Origin of the sequence: Trichocoleus sp. DQ-A1, assembly GCF_039961955.1 — a bacterium.
Lineage (GTDB): Bacteria > Cyanobacteriota > Cyanobacteriia > Cyanobacteriales > FACHB-T130 > FACHB-T130.
Genome location: NZ_JAMPKE010000009.1, coordinates 123,953 through 150,721 on the forward strand (window position 1 = coordinate 123,953; position 26,769 = coordinate 150,721).

26 protein-coding genes and 1 pseudogene are annotated in these 26,769 nt (G+C 47.8%); 10 read left to right on the forward strand and 17 right to left on the reverse strand.

Annotated elements, in window-relative coordinates; genetic code table 11:
* Window positions 1-46: 46 nt before the first annotated feature.
* Window positions 47-1,012: an undecaprenyl-diphosphate phosphatase gene (locus tag NDI33_RS11500; RefSeq protein WP_190536839.1), complete on the reverse strand. Its 966-nt coding sequence runs from the start codon at window positions 1,010-1,012 to the stop codon at window positions 47-49.
* Window positions 1,013-1,394: 382 nt separating this feature from the next.
* Between NDI33_RS11500 and NDI33_RS11505 the strand changes: the two genes are divergently transcribed.
* Both NDI33_RS11505 and NDI33_RS11510 read left to right on the forward strand, forming a co-directional pair.
* Window positions 1,395-2,060: a DUF3120 domain-containing protein gene (locus NDI33_RS11505; RefSeq protein WP_199292376.1), complete on the forward strand. Its 666-nt coding sequence runs from the start codon at window positions 1,395-1,397 to the stop codon at window positions 2,058-2,060.
* Window positions 2,061-2,199: 139 nt separating this feature from the next.
* Window positions 2,200-3,189 (forward strand): FHA domain-containing protein, encoded by a 990-nt coding sequence (locus NDI33_RS11510; protein WP_190411854.1) that lies wholly within the window; start codon window positions 2,200-2,202, stop codon window positions 3,187-3,189.
* Window positions 3,190-3,203: 14 nt separating this feature from the next.
* Here NDI33_RS11510 and lipB read toward each other — a convergent pair whose 3' ends face one another.
* Window positions 3,204-3,899, reverse strand: a complete 696-nt coding sequence (lipB, locus tag NDI33_RS11515) for a lipoyl(octanoyl) transferase LipB (RefSeq protein ID WP_190529487.1) — start codon at window positions 3,897-3,899, stop codon at window positions 3,204-3,206.
* Between the two features lie 498 nt (window positions 3,900-4,397).
* Here lipB and raiA point away from each other — a divergent pair, with 498 nt between their 5' ends.
* Window positions 4,398-5,054, forward strand: coding sequence for a ribosome-associated translation inhibitor RaiA (gene raiA, locus NDI33_RS11520; RefSeq protein ID WP_190425827.1), 657 nt, complete (start codon window positions 4,398-4,400; stop codon window positions 5,052-5,054).
* Window positions 5,055-5,669: 615 nt separating this feature from the next.
* Window positions 5,670-6,077: a hypothetical protein gene (locus NDI33_RS11525; protein ID WP_190675621.1), complete on the forward strand. Its 408-nt coding sequence runs from the start codon at window positions 5,670-5,672 to the stop codon at window positions 6,075-6,077.
* 23 nt (window positions 6,078-6,100) lie between these two features.
* On the opposite strand, the gene NDI33_RS11530 is transcribed toward NDI33_RS11525, so the two are convergent.
* Together NDI33_RS11530 and NDI33_RS11535 are read right to left on the reverse strand one after the other, a co-directional pair.
* Window positions 6,101-7,000, reverse strand: a complete 900-nt coding sequence (locus NDI33_RS11530) for a metal ABC transporter permease (RefSeq protein ID WP_190411858.1) — start codon at window positions 6,998-7,000, stop codon at window positions 6,101-6,103.
* A 148-nt stretch (window positions 7,001-7,148) separates the two neighbouring features.
* Window positions 7,149-7,919: a metal ABC transporter ATP-binding protein gene (locus tag NDI33_RS11535; protein WP_242033128.1), complete on the reverse strand. Its 771-nt coding sequence runs from the start codon at window positions 7,917-7,919 to the stop codon at window positions 7,149-7,151.
* A gap of 141 nt (window positions 7,920-8,060) precedes the next feature.
* Here NDI33_RS11535 and NDI33_RS11540 point away from each other — a divergent pair, with 141 nt between their 5' ends.
* Window positions 8,061-9,104 (forward strand): metal ABC transporter substrate-binding protein, encoded by a 1,044-nt coding sequence (locus tag NDI33_RS11540; protein ID WP_190675625.1) that lies wholly within the window; start codon window positions 8,061-8,063, stop codon window positions 9,102-9,104.
* Window positions 9,105-9,308: 204 nt separating this feature from the next.
* Here the strand turns inward: NDI33_RS11540 and NDI33_RS11545 are convergent, their stop codons facing one another.
* On the reverse strand, window positions 9,309-9,785 hold the full coding sequence (locus tag NDI33_RS11545; protein ID WP_190675627.1) for a DUF3592 domain-containing protein: 477 nt from the start codon (window positions 9,783-9,785) through the stop codon (window positions 9,309-9,311).
* Between the two features lie 253 nt (window positions 9,786-10,038).
* Between NDI33_RS11545 and deoC the strand changes: the two genes are divergently transcribed.
* From deoC to NDI33_RS11565, 4 genes and pseudogenes are all read left to right on the forward strand, one after another.
* Window positions 10,039-10,728: a deoxyribose-phosphate aldolase gene (gene deoC / locus NDI33_RS11550; RefSeq protein WP_190675629.1), complete on the forward strand. Its 690-nt coding sequence runs from the start codon at window positions 10,039-10,041 to the stop codon at window positions 10,726-10,728.
* A gap of 86 nt (window positions 10,729-10,814) precedes the next feature.
* Window positions 10,815-11,839, forward strand: a pseudogene (gene recO / locus NDI33_RS11555) (DNA repair protein RecO).
* Complete coding sequence (locus NDI33_RS11560; protein ID WP_242033123.1) at window positions 11,823-13,511, forward strand: MFS transporter; 1,689 nt, start codon at window positions 11,823-11,825, stop codon at window positions 13,509-13,511. Before recO ends, NDI33_RS11560 begins: the two are co-directional and overlap by 17 nt.
* A 77-nt stretch (window positions 13,512-13,588) precedes the next feature.
* Complete coding sequence (locus NDI33_RS11565; protein WP_190529477.1) at window positions 13,589-14,779, forward strand: glycosyltransferase family 4 protein; 1,191 nt, start codon at window positions 13,589-13,591, stop codon at window positions 14,777-14,779.
* On the opposite strand, the gene NDI33_RS11570 is transcribed toward NDI33_RS11565, so the two are convergent.
* From NDI33_RS11570 to NDI33_RS11590, 5 genes are all read right to left on the reverse strand, one after another.
* Window positions 14,772-15,737 (reverse strand): peptidase, encoded by a 966-nt coding sequence (locus tag NDI33_RS11570; protein WP_190536844.1) that lies wholly within the window; start codon window positions 15,735-15,737, stop codon window positions 14,772-14,774. The two genes, NDI33_RS11565 and NDI33_RS11570, sit on opposite strands and share 8 nt — an antisense overlap.
* A gap of 23 nt (window positions 15,738-15,760) precedes the next feature.
* A complete protein-coding gene (gene secG / locus NDI33_RS11575; protein ID WP_190411866.1) occupies window positions 15,761-15,994 on the reverse strand; it encodes a preprotein translocase subunit SecG in 234 nt (77 codons plus the stop codon).
* Window positions 15,995-16,105: 111 nt separating this feature from the next.
* The gene (gene gpmI, locus NDI33_RS11580) at window positions 16,106-17,704 is read right to left on the reverse strand and encodes a 2,3-bisphosphoglycerate-independent phosphoglycerate mutase (protein ID WP_190536845.1); all 1,599 of its coding nucleotides are present in this window, start codon (window positions 17,702-17,704) and stop codon (window positions 16,106-16,108) included.
* A gap of 945 nt (window positions 17,705-18,649) precedes the next feature.
* Window positions 18,650-20,344, reverse strand: a complete 1,695-nt coding sequence (locus NDI33_RS11585) for an ABC-F family ATP-binding cassette domain-containing protein (RefSeq protein ID WP_190411868.1) — start codon at window positions 20,342-20,344, stop codon at window positions 18,650-18,652.
* Between the two features lie 395 nt (window positions 20,345-20,739).
* Window positions 20,740-21,237: a hypothetical protein gene (locus NDI33_RS11590; protein ID WP_190429488.1), complete on the reverse strand. Its 498-nt coding sequence runs from the start codon at window positions 21,235-21,237 to the stop codon at window positions 20,740-20,742.
* Window positions 21,238-21,566: 329 nt separating this feature from the next.
* On the opposite strand from NDI33_RS11590, the gene NDI33_RS11595 reads away from it, so the two are divergent.
* Window positions 21,567-21,779: a hypothetical protein gene (locus NDI33_RS11595; protein ID WP_190675633.1), complete on the forward strand. Its 213-nt coding sequence runs from the start codon at window positions 21,567-21,569 to the stop codon at window positions 21,777-21,779.
* Window positions 21,780-21,809: 30 nt separating this feature from the next.
* Here the strand turns inward: NDI33_RS11595 and prfA are convergent, their stop codons facing one another.
* The 7 genes from prfA to NDI33_RS11630 all read right to left on the reverse strand — a co-directional run bounded on the left by prfA (window position 21,810) and on the right by NDI33_RS11630 (window position 26,687).
* Complete coding sequence (gene prfA, locus NDI33_RS11600) at window positions 21,810-22,922, reverse strand: peptide chain release factor 1 (protein ID WP_190426507.1); 1,113 nt, start codon at window positions 22,920-22,922, stop codon at window positions 21,810-21,812.
* Between the two features lie 93 nt (window positions 22,923-23,015).
* Window positions 23,016-23,270 (reverse strand): 50S ribosomal protein L31, encoded by a 255-nt coding sequence (gene rpmE, locus NDI33_RS11605; protein WP_190529471.1) that lies wholly within the window; start codon window positions 23,268-23,270, stop codon window positions 23,016-23,018.
* Window positions 23,271-23,383: 113 nt separating this feature from the next.
* Window positions 23,384-23,797, reverse strand: coding sequence for a 30S ribosomal protein S9 (gene rpsI / locus NDI33_RS11610; RefSeq protein WP_190411873.1), 414 nt, complete (start codon window positions 23,795-23,797; stop codon window positions 23,384-23,386).
* Window positions 23,797-24,252, reverse strand: a complete 456-nt coding sequence (gene rplM / locus NDI33_RS11615; protein WP_190411874.1) for a 50S ribosomal protein L13 — start codon at window positions 24,250-24,252, stop codon at window positions 23,797-23,799. Before rplM ends, rpsI begins: the two co-directional genes overlap by 1 nt.
* 101 nt (window positions 24,253-24,353) lie before the next feature.
* A complete protein-coding gene (truA, locus tag NDI33_RS11620) occupies window positions 24,354-25,202 on the reverse strand; it encodes a tRNA pseudouridine(38-40) synthase TruA (RefSeq protein ID WP_190529469.1) in 849 nt (282 codons plus the stop codon).
* A gap of 58 nt (window positions 25,203-25,260) precedes the next feature.
* A complete protein-coding gene (rplQ, locus tag NDI33_RS11625; protein WP_190411876.1) occupies window positions 25,261-25,611 on the reverse strand; it encodes a 50S ribosomal protein L17 in 351 nt (116 codons plus the stop codon).
* A gap of 107 nt (window positions 25,612-25,718) precedes the next feature.
* The gene (locus NDI33_RS11630; RefSeq protein ID WP_190411877.1) at window positions 25,719-26,687 is read right to left on the reverse strand and encodes a DNA-directed RNA polymerase subunit alpha; all 969 of its coding nucleotides are present in this window, start codon (window positions 26,685-26,687) and stop codon (window positions 25,719-25,721) included.
* Between the last annotated feature and the right edge of the window lie 82 nt (window positions 26,688-26,769).

The following is a 26,769-nucleotide window of genomic DNA, read 5'->3' on the forward strand; positions in this document are numbered from 1 at the left end:
AGGAAACGAACCGCTTCAGGCACGGAGGGAGGAGAAGAAAAAGTAATTAGATATTCGGGATTAGTTTGACGAAAATCGCGCCTAAGATAGCTATTCCAAATGCTAACCGATACCAAATAAATACCCACGTACTCTGGGTTTGCAGGAAGCGCAGCAGCCACGCGATCGCGAGATAGGAAAATACTCCAGCTGAGATGACTCCTGCCAGCAAAGGCAGCAGTCCACCATCTCCTAGTCCTGTTTCTAAAACACCTTTTAATTCCACTAACCCTGCCAGGGTAATTGCTGGGATTCCTAATAAAAAAGAAAACCGGGCAGCGGTTGCCCGTTCTAAATTCATAAATAGTCCAGCAGTCAGGGTGGAGCCGGAGCGAGAAACGCCGGGAATTAACGCCAAAGCCTGAGCCAATCCCATCAAAATGCCATCTTGAAGTGTTAATTGCTCAAAGTTACGCTTTTTCTTGCCAATGCGCTCGGCAATTCCCAACAATAAAGCCATGAAAATAGAGGCAATCGCGATCGCTGCCATACTCCGTAACGGGGAGTTGTCAAAGTCGGGAATAAACTTTTTGATCAGCAGTCCAAAAAAGAGGATGGGTAAGGTTCCCAAAACGATTCCCAGTGCCATACGGAAGTCGTTGGATTCGTAATTCTTGTGAGCGATCGCCTTGAATGCACCCGTTGTAATTTGCGTCAAATCCCCCCAGAAATACCACAGCACTGCGGCAATACTGCCCAGCTGAATCACGGCGGTAAAGGCGACTCCTGGATCGCCCCATCCTAGCGCCACCGGCACCACCTTCAAATGCGCCGTACTGCTAATGGGCAGAAACTCAGTCAACCCTTGCACCATGCCTAGAACCACCGCTTGAAAGATATTCATCTGAGGTGTGGTTGCGGCAACGGGTGCCACGTCTTGCGCCCTTACCATCGCTTCTAAGGGGAAGGTCAACACAGTGCTGGCAGCACCGACACCAAGAATCGCCAATTTTTTACGTTTTGATACAGCCATGAAATCCTCTAATAAGCAGCATTCCAGACAAGTCAGCCTTTCTTCTTTCTTCTTTGCGAGTCACTGGCAGAGGCATCTTGCGCCACTACACATAACACAGGCATTACATAAGACGAGCAATTTTTAGAAAATCTCCGACTCTCAACGCTGAGTTTCTCCCAACTTCCCATTCATTTTCTGCCACCCTACTCCGAAAAGCCACTTGTATTGCTCAATAAAACTCAGCTAAGATTTCTATATCCCCCCCTAGGGCATTTTTCCTGTGATATCGTAAAAGATGTAAACTAAAGTAAAGAATATTAACAAAATCTTGTTTAACGATACCTGGTTTTCTAATTCATCTTCTTCTGTCCCTGGTAATCTCCCCCAGCCAAGTAAAACTCTGTTGGGGTTTTTTGATTGGGGAATCGGCACCCGCCAAGCTTGGTTAGTTTTCGCAGCTGCGTCTTTTCTGGTATCCGTGCCAGTGTTTGTGCAAGCCCCTTTAGTGCGGCTGCTACCAGAACTGAGTTTAGTAATGACAGCCGGGTGGGTTTGGCTGAGCGTGGTTCTCAGACGGCGTCCTGCGACTCATGTGTGGGGAGATTTGCTGCTGGGATTTAGCTGGAGTTGGTTAGCAGGGTCGATTTATTGGGGCTGGCTGCGCTGGGAACCCACGATCCACTTGCCGGTGGAAGCCATCGGTTTACCGTTTGCCTTATGGTGTTTGACCCGCCGTTGGGGTCTTGTCGGCAACCTATTTTATCTTGGCTCCCTGTTTGGCACGGCAGTAACAGATATATACTTCTACTTAGCTGGTTTGATTCCACACTGGCGAACCGTCATGCAAGTTGCACCAAGCGAGGCATCACTGGTTTTTCAAAGTGCGATCGCTCAAGTCAGCACCCCCTGGGGAACCAGTTGGGCACTCGTGCTTCTCGGAATCCTATTAGGTGTTGGTCTGGTACCATTGCGATCGCGCCAGCTGCATTGGTGGGCCTTTGGTGGAGCCGTTTTGAGTACAATCTTGGTAGACGGTCTGTTTTGGCTGGCTGCTACTATGGCTTAAAAATATCTTGAAAGTGTCCCCTGAAAAATTTATTCATGTCGGGACATCTAGTTACAAAGGTTCCCAAATTACCCATCAAGCTCCAGAAGAAAGCTAAAATTTAACCACTCCATACGATGCGTCGTTGCTTCTCTAGCCTGTGGTGACTTTGCGACCCACTCCTTACTTACTCCTTCGTACCGAGTCCGGCAATCGCTATCTCCCCTTGGTAAGTAGTAACTGCTGGACAGTTGGTCGCAGTGACGACAACAATTTTGTGTTGCCGGATCGTTGGATTTCTCGCAACCATGCAATGTTGCAGTGTACCGAAACCGGCGAGTTCTACCTAATTGACCTAGGAAGTCGCAACGGCTCCTTTGTCAATGGCAGACGAGTCAGTATTCCGGTTACTTTACGCAATGGCGATCGCCTTACCTTTGGTCAGACGGATCTAGAGTTTCACTGCCCTACCGCCAACCGCAACAATGAGCCATTGCCAAGCGGGGACAAGGATACGCTGACTTCGACTTTGCACGTACGCCGTCTGATGTCAGTCATGGTGGTAGACATCCGCGACTTCACAGTTCTCACCCGGCAACTAGATGAAAAAATATTATCGGCGGTGATTGGTACTTGGTTCCGTCATGCAGGAAATATCATCCGAGAGTATGGCAGCTGGGTTGATAAATATATTGGCGATGCGGTCATGGCGATTTGGTTTCATGGACCCCAAGGAGTGACCGATGAGGATATGCTCAACATTTGTCAAGCAGTGAGCGCCCTCCATAAAATCACAATGGATTTGAGCAATAAATATCCCGTGCCCTTTCCGCTGCGAATTGGGGCAGGAATTAATACGGGTTTTGCAATGGTTGGGAACACGGGCAGTGGCGATCGCCCCGATTACACCGCGATTGGGGATACGGTGAATGCGGCATTTCGTCTGGAATCTGCCACCAAGCAACTGGGTCTGGATATTGCTGTGGGAGAAACCACTCACGAATATCTCATCTCTTTGGCAAAGCAAGAGACTGGTTTTAAGCAATATATCGTCAATCTAAAGGGCTATGAAGTGCCCACCGTGACCTACGCAGGCTCCTACGCTGACTTAGATAGTTTTTTGCAGGTCAATACGCTCAATAAAGACTAAACAGCAATAAACAATTAGCAATTTTGCACAATTAGCTGAACGTGGAAAACTTCCGCAAAGGCTTTCGCCACTTCTTGGCGCACCTGGTGCAAGTCAATTCCGGGTACGAACTGGGCAAGACTGCCAACCGACTTATCAGCAATGCCGCAAGGGACAATGCGCTCAAATCCGGTGAGGTCGGGACAAACATTTAAGGCAAAGCCGTGCATAGTAATCCACTTGCTGACCTTAATGCCAATCGCTGCTACCTTACAGCCTTCCAGCCAAACGCCAGTCATTCCGGCAACGCGATCGCCCTTTAACCCGTAAACATCCAGCACCCGAATCAATACCTCTTCTAACTGCCGCAAGTACCAGTGCAAATCTTGCTGGTAATAGCGCAGATTCAGGATTGGGTAACCCACCAGCTGACCCGGACAGTGGTATGTTACCTCACCCCCCCGTTCCACTCGGAAAACCTCCCAGTCGGTTGCTGCGGGGTCAAACTTAAGAAATTCTAGACTGGCTCCCTGCCCAAGCGTGTAAACCGGCGGATGCTCTAGCAAAATCAGGGCATCCGCCAGACTAGGATCGTTGATGCGTTCGGAAACCAGCGATCGCTGCCAGTCCCAAGCTGCCGAATAGGGCATCTGCCCCCGATTGTATAACCGGAGTTGGCGCAGTTGCTCCGAGGCTTTCCCAGCAGACCCTTCAGACTTACTTAAAATCATGGCAAAAATCAACAGTAATTTGACTTATATTTTTTGCATAATTAATCTGCTGGAATCAAGAAATGTCAAAAGATGCAAAGGATTCTGAAGAGAAGTCAAAGGCATAAGTTCTCTAGAATACAAAGTGCTAGTGTTGAAGTTATAACCTCAAGTGTTGAGGGAGGATGTCTCTTCAAAATAACCCCAAAGATAGACTTGGAGATCGCAACCAAGCTGGGGAATGTACATTAGTTAAATAGCACCCTAGGAAACCTAAACAAGAACATCGGCAGTTGCTTATTTGCGATAGGGCTGCTGACAACCCCTCTAGCTGAGGGACTGCCAGCAAGAACATCCTAGCAACAGTGTGAAATCGGTAAAAATTTGCTACTGCTCAAAGTTTTGGCTCCGTTCAACGTTTGCTAACACCAAAAAACGGGAACGCGATCGCTACTGAGAAAGCCGCAATTCTGCTGAGCTTTCTAAATTATCACAACGGTACAGCATGGAGTATCCGGTATGAAGCTTGTTATCCACGGCAAAAACATTGAAATTACCGACGCGATTCGTGAGTACGTAAATCAAAAAATTGACAAGGCAGTCAGCCACTTTCAGAGTTTGACGAGCGAAGTAAACGTGCATCTTAGTGTGGCTCGCAATCCCCGGATAAATCCAAAACAAGCCGCTGAGGTGACTATCTTTGCCAACGGTACAGTAATCCGTGCTGAAGAGAGTAGCGAGAGTCTCTACGCGAGCATCGACCTAGTTGCCGATAAAATTGCCCGCAAACTCCGGAAATATAAAGAAAAGCGTCTGGATAAGAAGACCCAGACTCAAATGAAGACTGGCATTGTGGTAGAACAAGAGCCAGTGCCAGAGGATCTCATTGGTTCTCGCACCCCCGAACTCCCCTCAGAAGTGGTGCGTACCAAGTACTTCGCAATGCCGCCAATGACGATGGACGAAGCCTTGGAACAGTTGCAGCTGGTGGATCATGACTTCTATATGTTCCGCAATGCTGAAAGCGGTGAGATTAACGTCATTTATGAGCGCAACCACGGTGGTTATGGAGTAATTTTGCCGCGTAACGGGAATGGACATACCCATCACAAAAATGGCAAAACTGACAACCACAGCACTGGAACGCCAGAAAAGTCAAGCTCTGCAAAAGCGTAAACAGAACTGAAGAGTATCTAGATTCTCGTTCGCAGACTCTTAGTTGACTCTGATTTGATCGGGTAGGAGCATTCTTTGTGGATGCCCCTACCTTCCTGATTTCACAGGATCGCCCCACAGGTTGTAGAGAAACTTTTTCTTGCAAATCGCACTCGCCACTACTGTGCTGGTATTGATTCCAATTTAGGTTGCGATCGCTTTCCCCGCCTCATTACGAAACTGAGCGATCGCACCTTGCATTGCTCGTAGTTCATCTTCTGAAATTCTTAAACAATTTGTCTACATAACACTTTGTTGAAACCCTAATTTCTAACGATCAACACAAATAAGAAATTAGATAAACTTAGCGTCACAGTAGTTTTATCCCTGGGTTTTCTTAGGCAGCCACTTGCAGGGATCGGTCAACTAAGTGCTGCTGTCTTTCCCTTCAAAATCAGCCAGATGCAGTTGAAACTTCAAAACAACTTCTTTCTCAACTTTTAAAGGAGCTAGTTGGCAATAAGTAGGATCGTCGTTGCGATGAGTGGGTCAACATGACCAAACCTATATTAAGCCAGAGGATGAGAAGGATAAACAAGTATTAACCTGAGACAAGCGGGTTGTACAAAAAACAGGTTGGTAGAGAAAAAGGAAGGTAAAGTCATTATGCATGAGGTATCAGAGGAGCACGCGAAGGCCGCAGAGGAACACGCGAAGGTCTCAGAGGAACATGGGAAGTTAATCGAGGAGGTAGGAAAGACTCTAAAGGAGCGCGGAAAGAGCGCCCAAGAGCATGGAAAGTTGATAGAAGAGTACGGAAAGGCTACACAGCAGCATGCGAAGGCATCGCAGCAGCACGCCAAGGCATCGCAGCAGCATGATGGAAACTCAACAGAGGAATTCGTGAAAGCTGCACAGCAACACTCCAAGGCAACAGAAAAACATACCAAAGCAGTCAAGGAGTTCCTCCAGGTAGCACAGGAGTTCGTCCAGGTAGCACAGGAGCAGGTAGAGACATCCAAGAAATTGTTGGACAAACGATAACTTGATTTGGATATCTATATGCCTTACGAGCGCGATCGCATCAGCTGTTTCAACTCTCGCCAAACTGGCGAGAGTTGTCCAAAATCCGATTGTTTATTCGTGAAGATTCCGTAGCTAGGGCTGAATAATAAAGCTAAAACAAATAATCCTGATGCAACTAATACAATCGCTGGGCCGGAAGGCAAATTTTGGTAATAACTGAGGTACATCCCGCTGATGCTGGAAATAATGCCAATCCCCGCCCCAACTATCATCACATTGTGCAGCCGCTTCACTAATAGATAGGCGGTTGCTCCTGGTGTAATTAACAGCGATAGCACTAGGATGACACCCACAGCTTTCATGCTGGCAACAATGGTTAAGGCAATCAGCAGCATTAAGCCAAAATTGAGCAAGTTAGTAGGCAATCCCGCTGCCTGCGCTCCCAATGGATCGAAGGTATAAAATAATAATTCTTTGTACAGTAGCACGACCACCAATAGGACAATTGCGGCAATGATCGCAGTGTCGCGGACTTCTTCAACGGTAACACCCAAGATATTGCCAAATAAGAAGTGATTGAGGTCAATTTTGTTATCTTTTTGGATCGTGGTAATTAAGGTGACGCCGAGGGCAAAAAAGGCAGAGAAAACAATACCCATTGCGGCGTCTTCTTTAATTGGCGATCGCGTTCTGATCCAAGCGATCGCCATCGTACTCAAAACCCCGGCAATAAATGCCCCGACAAAGATATTGGCACCTACCATAAACGCGATCGCTAACCCTGGCAAAACCGAGTGGCTGATGGCATCTCCCAACAATGCCAGCCGTTGCACCATCAGATAGCTACCGACAACAGCGCACAGCAAGCCGACGAGAATGGCAATAATCAGCGATCGCTGCATGAAGCCGTACTGCAACGGCTCAATCAACGCTTCTAACATAAAAATTTAGAGGATGCTAACCGCTCCAGGAGCAAAGGACACAAAGTTTAAGGGGGAGTGAGAAGTAATTTCTTTAATTTAAAACTCACTCCGGGCGGATTGATGAAATATATTTCTGGGCGGATAGATAATGAGATAAAGACCGCCTCTACGCAGCTGCTTCTGTAAAGAACATCACCTGTCCGCCATAGGCACGATACAGGTTTTCCTGACTCAGCACCTCGTGGCGCGAACCGGAGGCAATTAACTCAGTATTCAATAAAATTAAGTCATCAAAGTGGGTGATAGATGCCCCTAAATCGTGATTGACAACGAGAACCGTTTTTCCAGCGTCGGCGAGTTCGCGGAAAATGTCAAAAATAATTGCTTGGGTTTTCTGATCGATCCCGGCAAACGGTTCATCAAAGCAGAAAACCTCTGCTTCTTGGGCTAAAGCCCGCGCTAAAAATACCCGCTGCTGCTGTCCTCCGGAGAGTTGTCCAATCGGGCGATCGCGATAATTGCTCATTCCCACCCGATCCAAAGCCTCTGCTGCCACCCGTCGGCTTACCGTAGAGAAGCGACGAAACCAGCCAGTTTTCTTGACACGCCCCATCATTACAGCATCCCAAACAGTCGCCGGATAAGTCCAGTCAATTTGCGATCGCTGCGGCACATACGCTACCCGTTCCCGTTGCTCCATCAAAGGTCTATCGCCATACAGCACCGTGCCACCCGTCACGGGAATCAATCCCAACATCGCCTTCATCAAGGTACTTTTTCCCGCACCATTGGGGCCAATAATCCCTGTCAAACGTCCCGGTGCCACTACACAACTGACATTCCGTAGCGCCTCTACCGTGCGGTACTGCACTCCCACCTGGCTGATTTTAATTGCTGTAGATGCCTCTAGCGAGGCGGCTGGCAGATGGCAAACCATTTTTGCCCAATCGGTATCAGGAGAGAAGGTGGCAGTATTCATAGGGTGGTTTTATCTTGCTTTCTTTTTAGATTACTCTAATAATGAAAAGAATATGAAAACATCTATAAAGAGAAATAATCTAAAAGATAGGTGAAATTGATGGTACAGCGCTCTAGGTTCTCCCAAAAGGTAAAAGAAAGTAATTTTTGCCTTTCCCAGGCAAAATCGGGGAATCCTCTGACTCTGGTTTCTAGCCTTTGCCTGGGAATTCTCTTGCCTTTTGCCTTATCCAGCTGTACCCAGCCTTCCTCAAATCGTGCAAATCCAATTGCAAATGGTAAACCTAATGTAGTTGCCACTAGCACTATCATTGAAGACTTGGCTGCGGAGGTTGCAGGAGACGAAATTCAGATCCAAGGCATTCTTAAACCGGGAACCGATCCCCACGTTTATGAACCTGTGCCTCAAGATAGTCAGGCTTTAGAGAAAGCTAACCTGATTCTATATAACGGCTATAACCTGGAACCAGGGCTGATTAAACTGATGAACGCAACCGGCGGCAAGATTCGCAAAGTTGCTGTAGGGGAAGTTGTGAAGTCTTTGCAACTGGATAAAGGCAGAGGAGAAGTTGTGCCAGATCCCCATGTTTGGGGCGATGTTGATAACGTCATTCAAATGGTAAACGCCATTCGTGACGCCTTAATTGAACTGTCACCCGAAGATAGAGAGAAATTTACTCAGAATGCGGCGCAGCTAACGGGTGAATTAAAACAATTGGATAGTTGGATTACTCAGGAAATTAAAACGATTCCAGAAAACAAGCGCAAATTAGTAACAAGCCATGACGCTTTTCAATATTATGCTCGTGCCTATAGCATTCCCGTTGCTGGCACTTTGATTGGCATCAGTACAGAAGAACAACCCAGCGCCCAAACAGTAAAGCGATTAGTAGAATCTGTAAAGGCTGCGACTGTACCGGCGATTTTTGCAGAAACAACAATTAACCCGGCTTTGATTAAGACTGTAGCCGAGGAATCTGGGGTAAAGTTAGCCCCACGCCAGCTCTATTCTGACTCGATTGGTGCTGCTGGTAGCGATGGAGATTCTTATATTAAGATGATGGTTGCGAATACCCGCGCTATTGTGGAAGCTTTAGGCGGGAAATATACGCCATTTGAGGTAGCAAAGACACCGAAAAAATAAGCTGTTTAGATAAACTAGCGTCAATTAAGATAAAGAGCGATCGCTTTCACCTGCATTAAACTGAAGCTAGAGTAGGTTACACAAAGCGATCGCTCTAAAACTTAGACTTAAAACTTAACTGTCTGATATCGGAAAAATTTTTTGGATTTTTTTTAACTGAGCTAAAAATTACTAGATATATTCTTTGTACACCAAAATTGACTCCTAATTTATCAAAGATTCTTCATCAGCAAAATCTCCTGTAGTTTTAGATTTCTTGAAGGGTAAAGCGTGAACAAGCATACTTAAACCTATTAGGGCAAAAAGACCTCCCATTCCCAATAAAAATATCGCCGCAAACCAAAGTGACCAAAAAGAGTTTATCTCTGCTTCGCTCGGATTATTAGGGCTATAAATAATCGGCACGGATTGCCCAATTTCATATCCGGGTGGATTACTCCCCATATTAGATTCAACCTTTATCGTTTCTCCATTGGGGGTTTGAAATTGGAATACAGGGAAATAAGCCCGCGATTTTCTAGATACTTGAAGTTTTAAATTAATGATTGTACCTGTAGTAGAGGATGAGCTTTTAATAAAATCTTGCTTTTGATGGTAATTTACAAAACTACCAAGTAGCATACCCGCTCCAACTACAAAAAATATGCTACCCATTGCCATTAACCCTTGCTTATCAGACATTTTAAACTTATTCTCCTTTTCCTAAAAATTTTTGAACTAAGTTTGCGACGGCTTAACTATCCAATTGCTCTCACCATTTTTGGGTCGGTAGTGTCAACCTCCCATCAGGTAAGGGAAGAACACCTGTCTGTCTGGATCGCCTGTCCGATTAAAGCTACAGGCTAGCCGGTAATGATTCCGCGATCTTTTGTTTAATTTTGCTTAAATATCTGATAAAAGTTAACAATAGGTAAGGTGAGCGAGAGGAGAAGCAATGGCTGTTACTCAGCCAAATATTGATATTGCTCCATTTATCGATCATGCGCTGCTAAATCCAACGGCAACCCCAGAGCAGGTTAAGCAGTGGTGTGAAGAGGCTGACAGGTTTCAGTTCGCGGCAGTGTGCGTCTATCCGGCATACGTGCGGCAAGCGGCTGAGCTTCTCAAAGGCAGGCGGCCCAAAGTCTGTACAGTCATCGGTTTTCCCTCTGGAGCGACGACATCGGCGGTTAAGCTCTACGAAGCCCAAGAAGCCGTCGAAAATGGGGCGGTGGAATTGGATGTTGTCATCAACCAGGGTTGGTTGAAAATTGGGAAGACTGAGGAACTACACCGGGAAATTGCAGAAATTTGTGAAACGGGTCAAACTGTCAAGGCAATTTTGGAAACCACCCGCCTGACAGATGCAGAGAAACGACTGGCAGCGGAAATATGTATGGATGCAGGAGTGGCATTTTTAAAAACCAGCACTGGTTTGTTTGGGGGTGCCACAGTAGCGGATATCCAACTTTTGAAAGAAGTCGCACGAGAACGGGTCGGAATTAAAGCATCGGGGGGAATCCGTACCCCGGAGCAAGCCTTGGAGTTAATCATGGCAGGAGCGACGCGGTTAGGCACGTCGCACGGCCCCGATCTGATTCGTCAGCGCGATACGCTGGAGAAGGAGGGAAAGGGGAATTGGTAATGAGTAATCGGGAATGAGTCTGCTAACTCTTGACCCATTACCTCTTGATCAATTACCCATCACCTCTTGACCAATTACCCCACGTCATGAGTCGAACTTACAAAGCAACCGGAATCAATCTCAAAAGTATGGCGCTGGGCGAGTCTGACCGGCTGCTAACGATTTTGACGCCTGAATTTGGTTTGATTCGGGCTGTGGCACCGGGGGCACGCAAGCACCACTCGAAGCTAGGCGGTAGGAGTGCTTTGTTTGTAGTGAATGAGCTACTGATTGCCAAAGGGCGATCGCTCGATAAAATTACTCAGGCAGAAACGCTAGAATCTTTCCCCGGATTAAGTCAGGATCTCCAAAAACTGACAGCCAGCCAATACTTGGCGGAAGTGGTTCTTTGTCAAGCGTTGAGCGATCAGCCGCAAATGGAATTGTATGAGCTGCTCAACGAACATCTGCATCGGTTAGAGCGGTTGCCTGCCAACAGCGCGGCTCTGGTTTTAGCTCACTTAGCCCACGGCGTGTTTCACCTGATGGCTTTGGCTGGCGTTGCGCCGCAGGTTCAACATTGTTGTGTCTCGCGGCATCCCCTGATGCCGGAATTTACCGATCCAGACTGGCGAGTTGGGTTTAGTACTGCTGCCGGTGGAACGGTGAGCTTACCAGCATTAGAACGGTTGCAAGCCGAAGCGCGATCGCGCATGTCTGGTAGTACAGCAAAAGGCATGGCAGTAAAGGAGAAATTCTCGCCTACAGCCATCGGCTTTTCACCTCAAGGTCAAAGCACAATGCCAGAGGAAGCCAGTGGGAACTACCAAACAGTTGTTCATCCACAAACGCCCTTGATGCTGAACACCAAACTGAACGCCATCGAGCTGGCGCTGCTACAGCAGCTGGCTCAGCCAGAGCTACCCCAGAACGGAAAAAGCAATGAAAAATTAACTCATCCGACATCCCTAACCCCTCATCCTTCCGAAGACTCCGCTTGGGTTTCAGTAGAGCAACTGTTACGTCAGTACGTCCAGTATCACTTTGGTCGGTCAATTCGCTCTGCTGCTTTGATGGATGCTTGTTTCTCGTCCCAGCTGAATTTATCCTGAACCATGATGCAACGGTATGATTCCGATCTACAAGCTCGAATGTCCCTAAGTCAGTCTAGACAGAGGATTGAGGACGGCGAACGGTGGACTGAGGAAGGAAAATTTCCTCGCTCTTCCGGACTCAGCGTTCCCGCTTCCGAGCGCCCCCACCCTGCTTTTACTGGATCGTCAACACCTACCACATCACGCCCCTTGTCTGACGAGCGCTTAACACCCCCTGAAACTTCTGAATGGGAAGAGGTTCGCCCTGCGATTTCTTTCCCCCACTCCCCGGTGGACGATGCTGTAACCCCAGAGATAGATACAGAAACGGACGCTCCCTCAAATGGAGGGTTGAACCACAGCGCCTCACCGTCCAATCTGGTTGTCAATGAGGAAGTAAAGAATGAGGAAGTAGAGGAGGACGCACAAGGATTTTTGCCGGTTCTAAAAAACCGGAATTTCCTGGCGCTATGGGGGGGACAAGTTTTCTCGCAGATAGCGGATAAGGTGTATCTGGTGCTGGTGATTGCATTGATTGCCACTCACTTTCAAGCACCCGATCAGACAATCAGCGTGTGGGTATCGGCGATCATGATGGCTTTTACGATTCCCGCCATACTGTTTGGTTCCGTGGCGGGTGTGTATGTCGATCGGTGGCCTAAGAAGGCAGTGCTAGTGGCAACGAACCTGCTGCGGGGGGCACTGGTTTTGGCAGTGCCACCGCTGCTGTGGATCTCGCATGGCTGGTTAACTCTTGGAGGGTTGCCGGTGGGATTCTGCATCCTGCTGGGATTAACGTTTCTGATTTCTACACTGACGCAGTTTTTTGCTCCTGCCGAGCAGTCAGTGATTCCGCTAGTTGTGGGACGCCATCATCTGCTTTCAGCGAACTCGCTGTACACGATGACAATGATGGCTTCAGTGATCGTGGGATTTGCCGTGGGAGAGCCGTTACTCGGAATTGCCGACACCCTGGTGGGACGCTTGGGTGGGGGAGCGGACATTGGCAAAGAATTGGTGGTGGGTGGCAGTTATGCGATCGCGGGATTGCTGTTGATGATCCTCCGCACAGGGGAAAAAACGAACGCTCCCGAACACGAATCGCCCCATGTTTGGGAAGACCTGCGCGACGGACTGCGTTACCTAAACGAACAAAGCCGCGTTCGCAATGCCCTGATCCAACTGGTAATTTTATTTTCAGTTTTTGCGGCGCTGTCGGTTCTAGCTGTGCGGATGGCAGAAGTTATTCCTGGTTTGAAATCCTCTCAGTTCGGTTTTTTACTCGCAGCTGGTGGGGTTGGCATGGTTGGGGGGGCAACGGTGCTAGGACACTTTGGGCAGCGGTTCTCCCATACTCGGCTCAGCCTCTATGGTTCTATCGGAACGGCAGCCTCTTTGGTTGGTCTGGGATTGTTTACGAAGCAGCTATTGCTGGCATTCCTGTTGACAACGCTTTTGGGCTTTTTTGGGTCGCTGGTGGCTATCCCGATGCAAACAACCATCCAAGCCGAAACTCCCGACCAAATGCGAGGGAAAGTCTTTGGGTTACAAAACAACGTCATTAATATTGCTCTAAGCCTGCCATTAGCCTTAGCAGGCGTTGCAGAGACGATTTTGGGTTTACAGGCAGTATTTCTCGGTTTAGCAGCGATCGCGATCGCAGGAGGACTCTTAACCTGGTATATTTCCGGTACAGGAAAAGAAAAGTGATGAGTTTTGAATGACGAGTTTTGAATGATTAACTCATAACTCAAAACTCAAAACTAAAAACTCAAAACTCTTAGAAAATGCACATAGCCTGGCTCGGAAAAAAATCACCCTTTTGCGGCAATGTCACCTACAGTCGAGAAGTTACGAATGCGTTGTTAGACCAGGGCCATCGAGTTAGCTTTCTCCACTTTGCCCAAGACGAAGAATCTGACCTCCAGGCTTGGCCTGGATGTGAAGAAGTGTCTCTACCTTTCCTGTACAAGTCCCAGGTTTATACGATTCCCACCCTGAGATCGAGAAAGGTTTTGACGCAATCGCTTGAAGAGCTAAAGCCAGACCTGGTGCATGCCTCGCTCACTTTATCACCCCTAGATTTCCTACTGCCGGAAATCTGCGAAGAACTGAATTTACCCCTGGTTTCCACCTTCCATACCCCTTTTGACGGGAAGCGACGAAATCTCAAATCAGGGACTCAGCTTTTGACTTATCAGCTGTATGCACCTTTCCTGGCGTATTACGACCGAACGGTTATCTTTTCTCAAGTTCAGCGGGATTTACTCGCACGATTGGGAGTGGCAGCATCAAAGGTAGCTGTAATTCCGAATGGCGTTGATGTCCAGAAGTATTGTCCAGGGCCTTCTAACATCAAATCTGAATTAAACGCTAAGCGCCTCTTTGTCTACCAGGGTCGAATTGCTACCGAAAAAAATGTGGAAGCAATGCTCCGAGCCTGGAAAGAGTCAGAAATGGGGCCGGAGTGTAAATTATTAATTGTCGGCGACGGGCCGATGAAGCCCTCTTTAGAGCCTTTTTACGACTCAGAATACGGAATCATCTGGTGGGGAACCGAACCGGATGAGCAACGGCGAATCGAAATTTTGCGGGGAGCTGATGTGTTTATTCTGCCTTCTCTGGTGGAAGGACTTTCACTTTCCCTACTAGAAGCAATGGCTTGTGGCGTCGCCTGTGTAGCAACTGATGCTGGTGCTGATGGTGAAGTTTTGGAGGGGAATCCCTTAGAGGGAGACGCTGGGATAATTCTCAGAACTCAAGGGGTTGCGGGGCAGTTGCGAACTCTACTGCCTGTGTTACGAGGCAACCCGGAGTTTACGCAGCGACTGGGACAAAAAGCGATCGCAAGGGTTTTAGAGCGATATACCCTCAGCCGCAACATCGAGCAATTAGTAAAACTTTATACTGAGTTGCTACAGGAACGGCGAGTCCAGTTGAGTGATTGGCGTTATCCAGGGAGAACGAAAATCAGCTAGTCATCCTTCTCAAAGAGTAATCGCGTATTGTTTTATTCGCCACTACTCTAAGCTTAAGCTGGCTTTGGGTGGCATTGGGCAAAGGCCATCCCAGTCGCGTTGGTTGCTCGTAGATCCGTTTGAGGGTGTTGATGTCTCTCGAAGAAATTTGGGGAGGATTACGCACCTGGGAAAAATACAGGGCGTCTGTTTCTAAAGGACTGTGCCCCCAGATACCTAGTGCGTGCCCTAGTTCGTGACGGGCAGCGGATTGAATATAGTCGCCGGTTTGAGTCGGACTCAGTTGGATCGTAAATCGATGGGATAGTACAGATGGGGTGCCCGTCGCTGGGTTGAGGTAGAATTCATAGCGGGTTTCAGCAGAACGAGCGCGAGGCAGGTGAAATTCCCCGGTGCGGCGGTTAAAGGATGGCTTGAGGGGAGGAAGCGATCGCACGATCTTGATATCAGCTATCTCTGACTGCTCGACCACTTGGATGGGCAAATAAACGCGCCATTCCTGCACAGCTTTTAACACAGCACTTGCCCACTGTTGGCTGGCGGTGGAAGTTTCTGGCATCTCTACGAACACCTTAACCGGAAACTGCGACCAAACCAGATAGCCAACGGGGGTAGGCTTCACTTGAGAGAAGTAATCACCACTGTTGCTGGTATCTTGCCATTGCAACAGTGTCGGTGGTAAGACGTGCGCTTGGAGTGTCGGTAAGGAGGTTGCTGATAGCTGGCGTGACACTTCAGATGCCCAACCATCACCCGCATCCACCACCCGAAAATGGGCTAAAACCGCCAATAAGCAAGTAGCGATCGCGATCCCCACCCGAATGAATCGTTTTGAGTTTTGAAAAGAGTTTGGATACCACAGGCGGTTCTGTAGGCTTCGCTTAAGAGTTTGAAAGTTTGAAGGTTTCGCCTTTTCAACTTTCCCAGTTTTCTCCTTTTTCCACTCAAAAATCATCATTTATCGTACATCACGATTTGATGCTATTGCCATAACCGATCCATACTCAAAATTACCGACAAACCCAGAAAGATGACAGTGAATATCCAGGTTACTCGGTTCAGCGCTGTTTCTGCACTTCTAGTGCTGGTAAACAATTGAGCCTGTCCGCCAATCCCCCCAATTCCGTCTCCTTTAGGACTATGTAGCAGCACTAAAACAATCAGAATTGCGGAAGAAACCGCCCATATAATTTGCAGGATGCTATATAGATTCATAGTTGGTTGTTCGGTGTCAGTTTTTAAGAATCGTGAATTGCGGATCGTTAAGAGCTAACCGCTAAGCATCAGCAAGATGCAATGATTCATTAGCTATTAGCTCCTAGAACTTTACAGAGAAACTCGCACGGGTGTGCGATTGGCGCGGACATCAAATTCCAGAGGAACCAGCATCGAACGACCTGTCATCTCTACTGGCTGTGGCAGCTTTAAGATTTCCAGAATCGTCGGTGCAATGTCCGACAAACGTCCATCACTTCGCAAAGTCACTTCAGTCCCATAGCCGGGAATTTTTAACCCTTCCCCTTCCACCAGGATAAAGGGCACAGGGTTCGTTGTGTGAGCCGTCCAAGGGTTGCCTTCTTTATCCTGCATATATTCAGCGTTCCCGTGGTCGGCAATGATGATCGCCGTGCCACCCGCCTTATTGATGCTTTCTAGAAGGCGTCCCAAACATCGGTCTACCGTTTCCAGGGCTTGAATTGTTGGTTCCATCTGACCTGTATGCCCCACCATGTCTGGGTTGGCGTAGTTGATGACCATGAAGGAGTAAATGCGTTTTTCAACGGCAGCGATCGCTACATCCGTCGCCGCTGCTGCTGACATCTCCGGTGCTTGGTCATAGGTTGGAACCATTGGACTCGGTACCAGTTCCCGATCCTCCCCTTCAAAAGGCTGTTCCCGACCGCCGTTGAAGAAATAAGTAACGTGGGCGTATTTCTCGGTTTCAGCAGTCCGAAACTGGCGCAGTCCCCGATTGGCAATCACTTCTCCCAGGATGTTACTCAAGTTCTGGGGTTCAAAAGCCACCAAAACTGGTAAATTCGGTTCGTACTGAGTAAAAGTAACAAAGCTCAGCGGCTCGATATGCTGTCGTTCAAACCTCTTAAAGCCGGGAGACACGAAGGCTTGGGTAAGTTGTCTGGATCTATCGGGTCGGAAGTTAAAGAAAATCACACCATCCCCCGCTTCTATAGCTCCAGGAGCAATTCGGGTTGGGATAATAAATTCATCTGTGACATTTTCAGCATAGGAAGCCTGCAAAACTTCTTGCGCCGAGCGACCATCTCCCAAGCCATCCTGAGTCATCACATCGTAGGCGCGTTTCACCCGATCCCACCGCTGGTCTCGATCCATTGCGTAGTAGCGACCGCTGAGGGTGACAATGCGCCCGACCCCAATCTGGTCAATGTGGTCTTGAATCTTCTGAATTGCCTCTATCCCCTCGTGGGGATAGGTATCGCGTCCATCTGCGATCGCGTGGATACAAACTGAGGGAATCTCTTGCGCTTTCGCTAAATCCAGTAATCCTAGAAGATGCGCCAGATGAGAATGCACCCCACCTTCGGAACAAAGCCCAACTAGGTGAAGCTTACCACCCCGGCTCTTGACTTCCTGACAGACTTGCACCAGTGCAGGATTGCTCAGTAAACTACCGTCTTCCACGGCGTCTGAGATACGAACTAATTCTTGCGGTACAACCCGACCAGCACCAATGTTGAGATGGCCTACTTCTGAGTTACCCATCTGACCTTCTGGCAACCCTACAGCCTTGCCGGAGGTATAGATGAGTGTGTGGGGATAGACTTCCCAGAGGCTATCCATCACAGGTGTGTTAGCGGCGGCTATGGCGTTGCCATCGGTTTCTTCGCGGTACCCCCAGCCGTCTAGAATGACTAGCACCACGGGAGAGACAGGTGCTTGCGCCATACTCAATTGCCCTTTGTTTTCAGTAATTTCTCCGTCATGATATCATCGCCCTTTGTACTCGCAGTGTTATTTTTAGTAGCTTCTGCTAGCTTTTTTAGTTTTTTTGCCAGGGACAGCACAGCAATTCTCTCTAGCTCGGATGACTATTTTGTTACAGGGTTCTGAAGACAGTCCTGGTAGGAAGCGATCGCTAAAAGTATGTAAGGGAGCGCTACTCCCTTGATGACAACCGCTTGACGCACCTGCAAGATCAGTAGGCGTCAAGCTTACACATCGCCTAGTCTGCCACAATGCGTTGGTCTTCCCCGGTTGTTGTGTCTGTTAAACCATCTAACCCGCACTAGCAAACAAGTCTAATAAGGTACAGGCTTTGCAAGCAGGCTTTTTGGCTTTAAGAACAGATCGACCGTGATATGTCAAGAAAACGAAACAATTCCCGATTCTTGCTAGAGCGTAGAGTGGTTTCTAACTCAGCGGGATCTGCCAAGAGCGATCGCATTGAGAAACCAGCGATACAGTTCTGCGGTAACTTGGATGCCTAGCTCGTCGGTGCCTTGATCCGCCATAGTTACAGCCAGCAGCAGATGCACAGGCGGTTCGTAATTGAGATGACAAGGAAAGTCTGCATAAAGCGGCTTCCAAGGCTCCGAGATTTCTAAGGCTTGTTGCTAGTTGTTCGCCAGGTCGAGGAAAGTGGGCACGATTTCCTCCCGCGATGGAAAATTAGTCTTTTTATTATAACTTGCATCTACCTAAAGTAAGACTTTTGGAAACTTGGAAAGCCCACCCTAAGCGCCGTACCTTTTTAGCTCTCAAGAACGCAATAAGCAAGGGTTGAAACCTATCTTTATTGCCAAAGGAACGTCAGCAGTGGTGAGACTACTGCTGACGTTCCTTTGCGACGATTCTTTACGTTCTCTGCATTTAAAAAACGACTTCTAGACTTTATTTACGTTTGCTAGATTCCTTAGCAGCTTTTGCAGCTTTCTTAGCAGCTTTATCAGCAGCGATCGCCTCTAATCTTGCCTGCTCTTTTTCTTCAGCAATTTTGTCTAGATAGTAATGGTAATCTCCTCGATACAGGCGGAATTCGCCGTCACGGATCTCGACAATTTTATTGGCAACTTTGGAAATAAAATATCGGTCGTGGGAGACTAAAATTACCGTACCTTCGTAGTTTTGGATTGCCTCTTCCAACATTTCTTTAGCCGGAATATCCAAGTGGTTAGTAGGCTCGTCCAAAATCATTAAATTAACTGGGCGCAAAAGCATTTTTGCTAACGCCAGACGAGCTTTTTCACCTCCGCTCAGAGCCTCAACTTTTTTAAATACGGTGTCACCGCTGAACAAGAAGCGTCCTAGAAGTGTGCGAACTTCCTCATTTTTCCACTCAGGAACTTCATCATGGATAGTTTCCATGACAGTTCTAGACAGATCCAATGCTTCCGCCTGATTTTGCTCAAAGTAGCCAGGAATCACGTTGTGAGCGCCTAATTGAACTGAACCTTCAGTAGGTTGTTCCATGCCCATAATTAGACGCAACAAGGTTGATTTTCCAGCCCCGTTCGGACCGAGAAAGGCAATGCGATCGCCTCGTTCCATTAGTAGATTCGCATCTAAAAATAGAATTTTTTCGTCGTAAGTATGTACCAAATTCTGAATTTCTACCACCTCGCGACCACTGCGGGGAGCGTCAGGAAAGCGGAAGCGCAGGGTTCTTAATCCCCCAGTCGGCGCTTCAATCCGTTCGATTTTTTCTAGTTGTTTCTCACGGCTTTTCGCTTGGGTGCTGCGGGTAGCACTGGCACGGAAACGGTCAACAAAGACTTGCTGCTTTTCTAGTTCTTTTTGCTGGCGTTCGTAGGCGCTAAGTTGGGCTTCTTGGTTTTCCGCTTTTTGTTGTAAATAAGCAGAATAGTTGCCTAAGTAGGTGGTAGAAACGCCGCGTTCTGTTTCTACAATTTGGGTGCAAAGACGGTCGAGAAATTCTCGGTCGTGCGATACTATCACGATTGGAGTCTTCAGCCCTTTGAGGTAGGTTTCCAGCCACTCAATGGTTTCTAGATCCAGGTGGTTCGTCGGTTCATCCAGTAGTAATAAATCGGGTTTTTGGAGTAAGATTTTGCCCAAACTCATCCGCATTTGCCAGCCACCGCTGAAAGCGCTAACGAGGCGATCGCCATCTTCTGGCGCAAACCCCATTTCTGGCAACATCTTCTCAATCCGTGCATCTAACCCATAGCCATCCAACGCTTCAAATTGCCGCTGTAGCCGATCCAATTTGTGGATCAGTCGGTCTAATTCCTCTGGATTCGCAGTTTCCATTTCTCTCGGCACCTGCGCCAGAGCGTGCTGTACTTCGTTGGCTTCTTTGAAAACCGTCCAAAGTTCTTCTCGCACAGTGCGCGTCGGATCTACCTCAAATTCTTGAGTCAGATAGGCAATGTGCAAATTTGCAGGACGAATCACTTCCCCAGCAGTGGGTTCCATTTCCCCCGCAATAATTTTGAGCTGAGTCGATTTTCCGGCACCGTTAACGCCGACTAAGCCAATGCGATCGCCCGGTTTGACTTCCCAGTTGACATCCTTGAGAACTTCGCCGGTGGGATAAATTTTACTGATATGTTCAAGTCGTAACATCAAGAGTCTCCAAGGATGCTGGGGGAATGAGCGAATTATTTGACGGATGTCCGTTGGTATTGCCAGTAAGTCCGTCAGGCGATCGCGAGAGTCCAGTTTATCTTAACAAAATTTAATTCTAAAATCGGAATTGGCAACTGTTGGAAGGCAAGTTGAAAATCCAACAGCGCGATCGCCTTTCTCTAGGTGTACTGAGTGGAAAGCTGATTTTAGATTACATATGTCCTTCTTCTCGTCTATGACTTCAGGCGCTTTTGTTATCACCTGCTCACAGCAAATAACAACTACTGGTATTCCTTGATTCAGGAACGCGATCAAAAATTGGTAAATCTTCTCCAGCCTCAAATTTCCCAAATAATCAGTTGTATTTATTTTTTCCCGCACGCTTACTCACATTAGCGATCGCCTCTGGGAGGTGGCCCATCCCGCACTTCAATCAACTCTTCAATAGATTTCCCTACGATTCGTGCAATTGGCCCTAGCTGATTATCGTTAATTTCTTTTCCTAAGAAAATTTCTTTCAGCTCTTTCCAAGACAATCGATAAGAGTCGCAGAATCGGGCAAATTCTTTATCACTAATATCAAGTTCATCTTGTCTATCCCTTAACAGCAAGGCGACCGCCGCCGATCCATATTTAGGACGCTCGGTACTTGCAATATATCTTTTCATTAAAAGATCGACTCTACTCGTATCGCCCCCTGCCTCAGTTATCAAGTCAAAACAAGCCATTTTGAGAGCTTTGCGTAGCCGTTCATCTTCATTGAGAAAGTCAACGATTCGGAGTGCATATTCTGGTTTTATAAATCCAACGACTGCTCCCTTATAGTAGATTGGAGAATAGGGATCGTTTGGATCGTAATTCCAATCCGAAGCTTGATTATTGTTTGGCATCTCGGCACCTCTGGTCAACGCTATTTATACAAGCCTTTAGAACGGTTTTTTTAAGGAATTTACAAGAGTCTATTTTTACATTGATTTACTTAAACAAAAAGTTAGAGAACCTTGACTTAATAGTGTTATTAATAATACATGAGTAATTATTGATATCTCTCTAATAAGAATAAAATACAAGAAAAAAAGGCATTTGGACAGTTTGATTTATCCTAGTCTCACTTCCAATCCACATAGATAGAGGAAAAGTTAGCTCTTTTTTAGGTAAGGGCGATCGCTATTCCAATTTTCGAGCAACACAGCAGGGTATAACCGTTCCTTAGCTAATTTTGCCAGAATTTCAGCCTGCGGATAGTGATATAGGAGGCAAAACCGCTGATGTTGAAGCGATCGCGTCTAAGAGCAGGTTTGTTAATTCTCCAGCATTCGCTGGCAGGCTGAGTTTCCCTGATTATGGGCAATTTACTAGAGATGATTTGGAAAAAATAAAAACCCAGCCGTTTATACGTCGGCTGGGTTCAGGATGGCAAAAACGCGATTAATCGCGTCTGTCGATACATTTAGCGCTCATCTTAATTAAGCGACTCAGCGTTGGTAGTGGAAGCGGCTAATTCTGCCAAGCGTTCTTGCTGATCTTGAGAAATACAAGCCTGAATAATATGTTCTAGGTCGCCTTGCAGAACTGGGTTAAGGCTGTAATTCTGACCCAGACGATGGTCGGTGACGCGGTTATCTTTGTAATTGTAAGTACGAATTTTTTCCGAACGGGAGCCAGTACCTACCTGAGAACGCCGCATGGAGGTCACAGCTTCCTGCTGTTCGCGCAGCTTCATTTCGTAAAGCTTGGCACGGAGGATTTGCATCGCGCGTTCTTTGTTTTGCAACTGCGATCGCTCTTCCGTACAGAAAATCCGAATCCCCGTCGGCTTGTGGAACAAGTCGGCAGCAGTTTCTACCTTGTTCACATTTTGACCGCCAGCACCGCCAGAGCGAGCTGTACTCATTTCAATATCCTTCGGGTCAATGTGTATCTCTACATCATCCACCTCTGGCATCACCGCCACTGTTGCCGTTGAGGTGTGAACCCGCCCTCCAGCTTCCGTGACTGGCACTCGTTGTACCCGATGAACGCCTGCTTCAAATTTCAGTTGGCTGTAAACGTTGTCGCCTTGGATTTCCAAGATGGCTTCTTTAAAACCACCCGACTCTGCCCGCGACTCGCTGAGTAACTTAATCTTCCAGTTTTGAGTTTGGGCGTAGTAAGAGTACATCCGCACCAAATCGCCAGCCCAGATACTCGCCTCATCTCCACCCGTACCCGCGCGAATTTCCAACATGATGTTTTTGTCATCATTGGGATCGCGGGGCAAAAGTAAAATCTTGAGGCGTGTTTCCAAATGCTCAAGCTTGCTTTCCAGTTCTTCCACTTCCAAGGCTGCCATTTCCTGCAACTCAGGATCGCTGGCAGATTCCTTCTGTACCAGTTTTGCTCCTACCAAGTTTTGCTGAGTGGTTTTCCAGCTTTCATAGGTATTAACAACGTCCTCCAATGAGGAACGAGCTTTTGCCACCCGTTGATACTCATCTGGATTGGAGGCGGTATCTGGATCTGCCAGTCGGCGAGTTAACTCATTAAAGGTTTGCTCAACGGAATTTAATTTTTCCAGCAGGTATGTTTCAGCCATAGGAAATGCGATCGCTCCACAAAAACAGCAGGAAAGCTTATCATCAATAACTTCGACCCAACAGGCGGGTCTCGCTACGAGCAAGCCGACCCGCTACTTTTTGCCTTGGGAACCCGAATCATCACCTTGGGGTTGGGTAGTTTCCAACATTCCATATTTCCGCATGAAGCGCTCTACCCGACCTTCGGTGTCAATAATTTTCTGGGTTCCAGTGTAAAAGGGGTGGTTCCCCGACCAAACATCAACGTGAAGTTCTGGCTGTGTTGAGCCAACGGTCATTACCACTTCTCCGTTGCAGTAAACTTTTGCTTCTGGATACCACTCTGGATGAATTCCTTGTCTTGCCATGATTACTCCTCGACTGGGTAATGTCCCTATATAATTCTAGCTTTCCAGGATCAGCGAGTGCGAGGCAGACCTCGCACCTACCATCGATAACCAACTCAAATGCGATCGCTTTTTTATCGCTTTGAGTACTGCGGAGCCTTCCGGGCTTTGTGCAAGCCGTATTTCTTCCGCTCTTTCGCTCTGGGATCGCGGGTTAAGTAGCCTTCGCTTTTCAGCGGTTGGCGATTGTCCGGGTCGAGTTGGCACAAGGCTCTCGCTACTCCCAAACGAATCGAATCAGCTTGCCCCGTTAATCCACCACCGTGGGCTTTCACCAGAATGTCATACTCATTTTCCAGACCCAGAGTTTCCAGGGGGGCTTTTGCCGCTGACATATAAGCCGGTTGGTAATTGAAGTAATTGTCGCCCGGTCGGTCATTGACAATCATTTGACCGCTTCCGGGAACCAGGCGAACTCTTGCTACGGACGACTTCCGGCGACCTGTTCCCCAATAAACGACTCGACCACTTTGTTCTACTGCTTGCATTAATTTTCTCCTCCTGGAATTGTTTGAATTTTGAGTTCCTGGGGCTGTTGAGATTCATGGGGATGGGATGGTCCCGGATAAACTTTCAGCTTGGTGAACAGTTGTTTCCCTAGAGAACTCTTGGGCAACATCCCGCGCACGGCGTGTTCGATAATCCGCTCTGGGATACGGCCCTGTAGCTTAGCAAAGGTTTCCGTCTTCATTCCGCCCGGACGTCCAGAATGTTTCCGGTAGAGCTTTTGAGTGCGTTTTTTTCCGGTGACTACCACTTTTTCGGCATTGACGACGATCACGAAATCGCCGGTATCCAGATGGGGAGTAAAGGTAGGCTTGTTTTTGCCTCTGAGAATCATGGCAATTTCACTCGCCAGACGACCCAGCCGCTGCTCTGCGGCATCAACGACGTACCAATTGCGTTCGATGGAATCTTGAGATGGGATGGGGGTTTTGTTCATGGTTCTTTTTATACGCTTCAAGGGGTGAGTCAAAAGTTGGTAAGTTGGAGCTTTGAATGTTGAAGAACCTTGTAACCTTCAACCTTCTCATCTTCAAGCTTTCAACTTAGGCAATATTCGGCGGTGACAGTCGGCAAGACCAACTTAGGCTGGGTGTCAAACCAGACTTCCGGGGGAAAGGGAAACTCTGGGTAGCCAACTCGCAATAGGCACAAGCCTTTAGCGGGCGCAGAGTACTTTACTTCGTGACGACGCTGGTTTACCCACAACTCGGTGAAGCTTTCTGGCGATCGCTCTCCCTTTCCTACCTGCACCAGTAATCCCACCAGCAGCCGCACCATGCCATACAAAAATCCGTTGGCTTGAATCTCAATATGAATAAATGAGCCGTCTCGGTAGCACTCTGCCGCCTGCACATCCACCCAGGAATGCGATCGTGCCGAATTTGCCCTGTGAAAAGCAGCCAAATGATGGCTACCTATCAAAGGGGTTAAAGCTGCCTGGATGAGAGATTCATCTAGCGGTGCATAATAATAATGCCAACTGAAGGGCTGCACAAACAAGTTTGGCTTGGGATCTGTATAGAGCGTGTATCGATACCGACGCCAGCTCGCAGAAAACCGAGCGTGCCAATTTGAACCTACAGCCGCTGAGGCTCGAATCAGAATATCATCGGGCAGATGAGAATTAAGAATCGCAGCCCATTTCTCAGCCGGAATGGGACCCGTAGCCTCAAAGTGTGCCACTTGTGCTGCTGCATGCACACCGCTATCAGTGCGCCCCGCACCGTGTAGAGTAACAGGTCGTTCCTGCACCTTAGACAGAACTGTTTCAATCTCTTCCTGCACGGTGCGCCCATTAGGTTGTCGCTGCCAGCCATGAAAATGAGTGCCCAGGTATTGGATTACCAGGGCAACTCGCTGGGTTGATAATGGCATGGCTTGTAACATGATGAGCTTTGAGTAGTGAGTAGTGAGTTTTGAATTCTCTCAGTCCTCAGTCCTCACGTTAAACCAGCTCGATGATTGCCATTTCAGCATTATCACCCCGACGTGGCACAGTTCGCAGGATACGGGTGTATCCCCCGTTGCGTTCGCCGTAACGGCTAGCGGCTTGCTCAAACAGGGCATGAACCAACTGTTTGTCATAAATGTAGCCCATGGCTTGCCTGCGGGCTGCCAGAGAGCCGTCCTTTGCCAGAGTAATCATTTTTTCCACTTCCGGGCGCAGCGCCTTAGCACGCGTCTTTGTGGTTGTGATTCGGCCCTGACGGATTAATTCGGTTGTCAGCGCCCTTAACAGCGCTCGACGCTGGTCGGCAGGCTTACCTAGTTTTGGAATACGACGACAGTGACGCATAACGATTTTGAATTGCTAATTGGGAATTGGTAACTGCTAATGGGTACTCGGTGAAGAAGTAATGGGTAATCGGTAATTAATTCTACCTATTACCATTACTCTTTACTTCAAGTTGTTTTCGCAGCCTTTTCGTGAGGCAGGGTAATTCCTAGTCGCCGCTGTAAGGCTTCGATGACTTCTTCTGCCGACTTTTGACCAAAGTTTTTAATCTCTAGTAGATCCTCTTGGCTGTAATCCAGCAAGTCAGCTACAGAGTTAATTTGCGCTCGCTTGAGACAGTTGTATGCCCTCACCGAAAGCTGCAATTCTTCGATTGGGATCTGGCTGGTAGGATCTTCATCATCGGCATAGTCTACCGTCATCGGATCGAGGGTGATATCTTTCAGGGGATTGAACAAATCCACCAGAATACTTGCCGCTTGAGAAAGTGCCTCTTGGGGACTGAGGCTGCCATTCGTCCAGATTTCAAGGATTAGTCGGTCTCTTTCCAGAGAACCGTCAATCCGGGCATCTTCAATGCTGTAGTTAACTTTATGCACGGGCATAAACACAGCGTCAATCTGGAGGAAGTCTAAAGCAGCAGTGTCATCTCGTCCCCGGTCTACGGCGCGATATCCCTTTCCTCGTTCGATGCGGAATTCCATTTCCAACCTAGCGTCGTCTGCTAGGGTAGCAACGTATTGATTAGGATCGACCACCTCAACTTCAGAGGGTAAATCAAATCGTCCGGCTGTCACCGTTGCTGGGCCTGTGACAGTTAATCGAGCAATTTGGGGATGGGAGGAGTGACTTTTGAGTACAATGTCCTTCATGTTCAGCAGAATTTCTAGGACATCCTCCCGAACTCCCTCAACTGTGGCAAACTCATGATTAACCCCAGCAATCCGAACAGCTGTCACGGCTGTCCCTTCTAAATTAGACAGTAGAACCCGCCTCAGTGCATTGCCGACGGTGGTACCTTGACCCCGTTCTAGAGGCTCCAGGACAAATTTGCTATATTGGCTCCGATTATTCTCAGTTTTGGACTCTACACACTCAATTTGAAACTGCGCCACGGAGTGACCTCCCTTCTTCATAAAACCCCTGGAAAGAACGCTAGAAGCTCTTCCCTAGCATTGCCCCTACTGTCTCAATGCCAATTTAGCAGTTAGCTGTTTG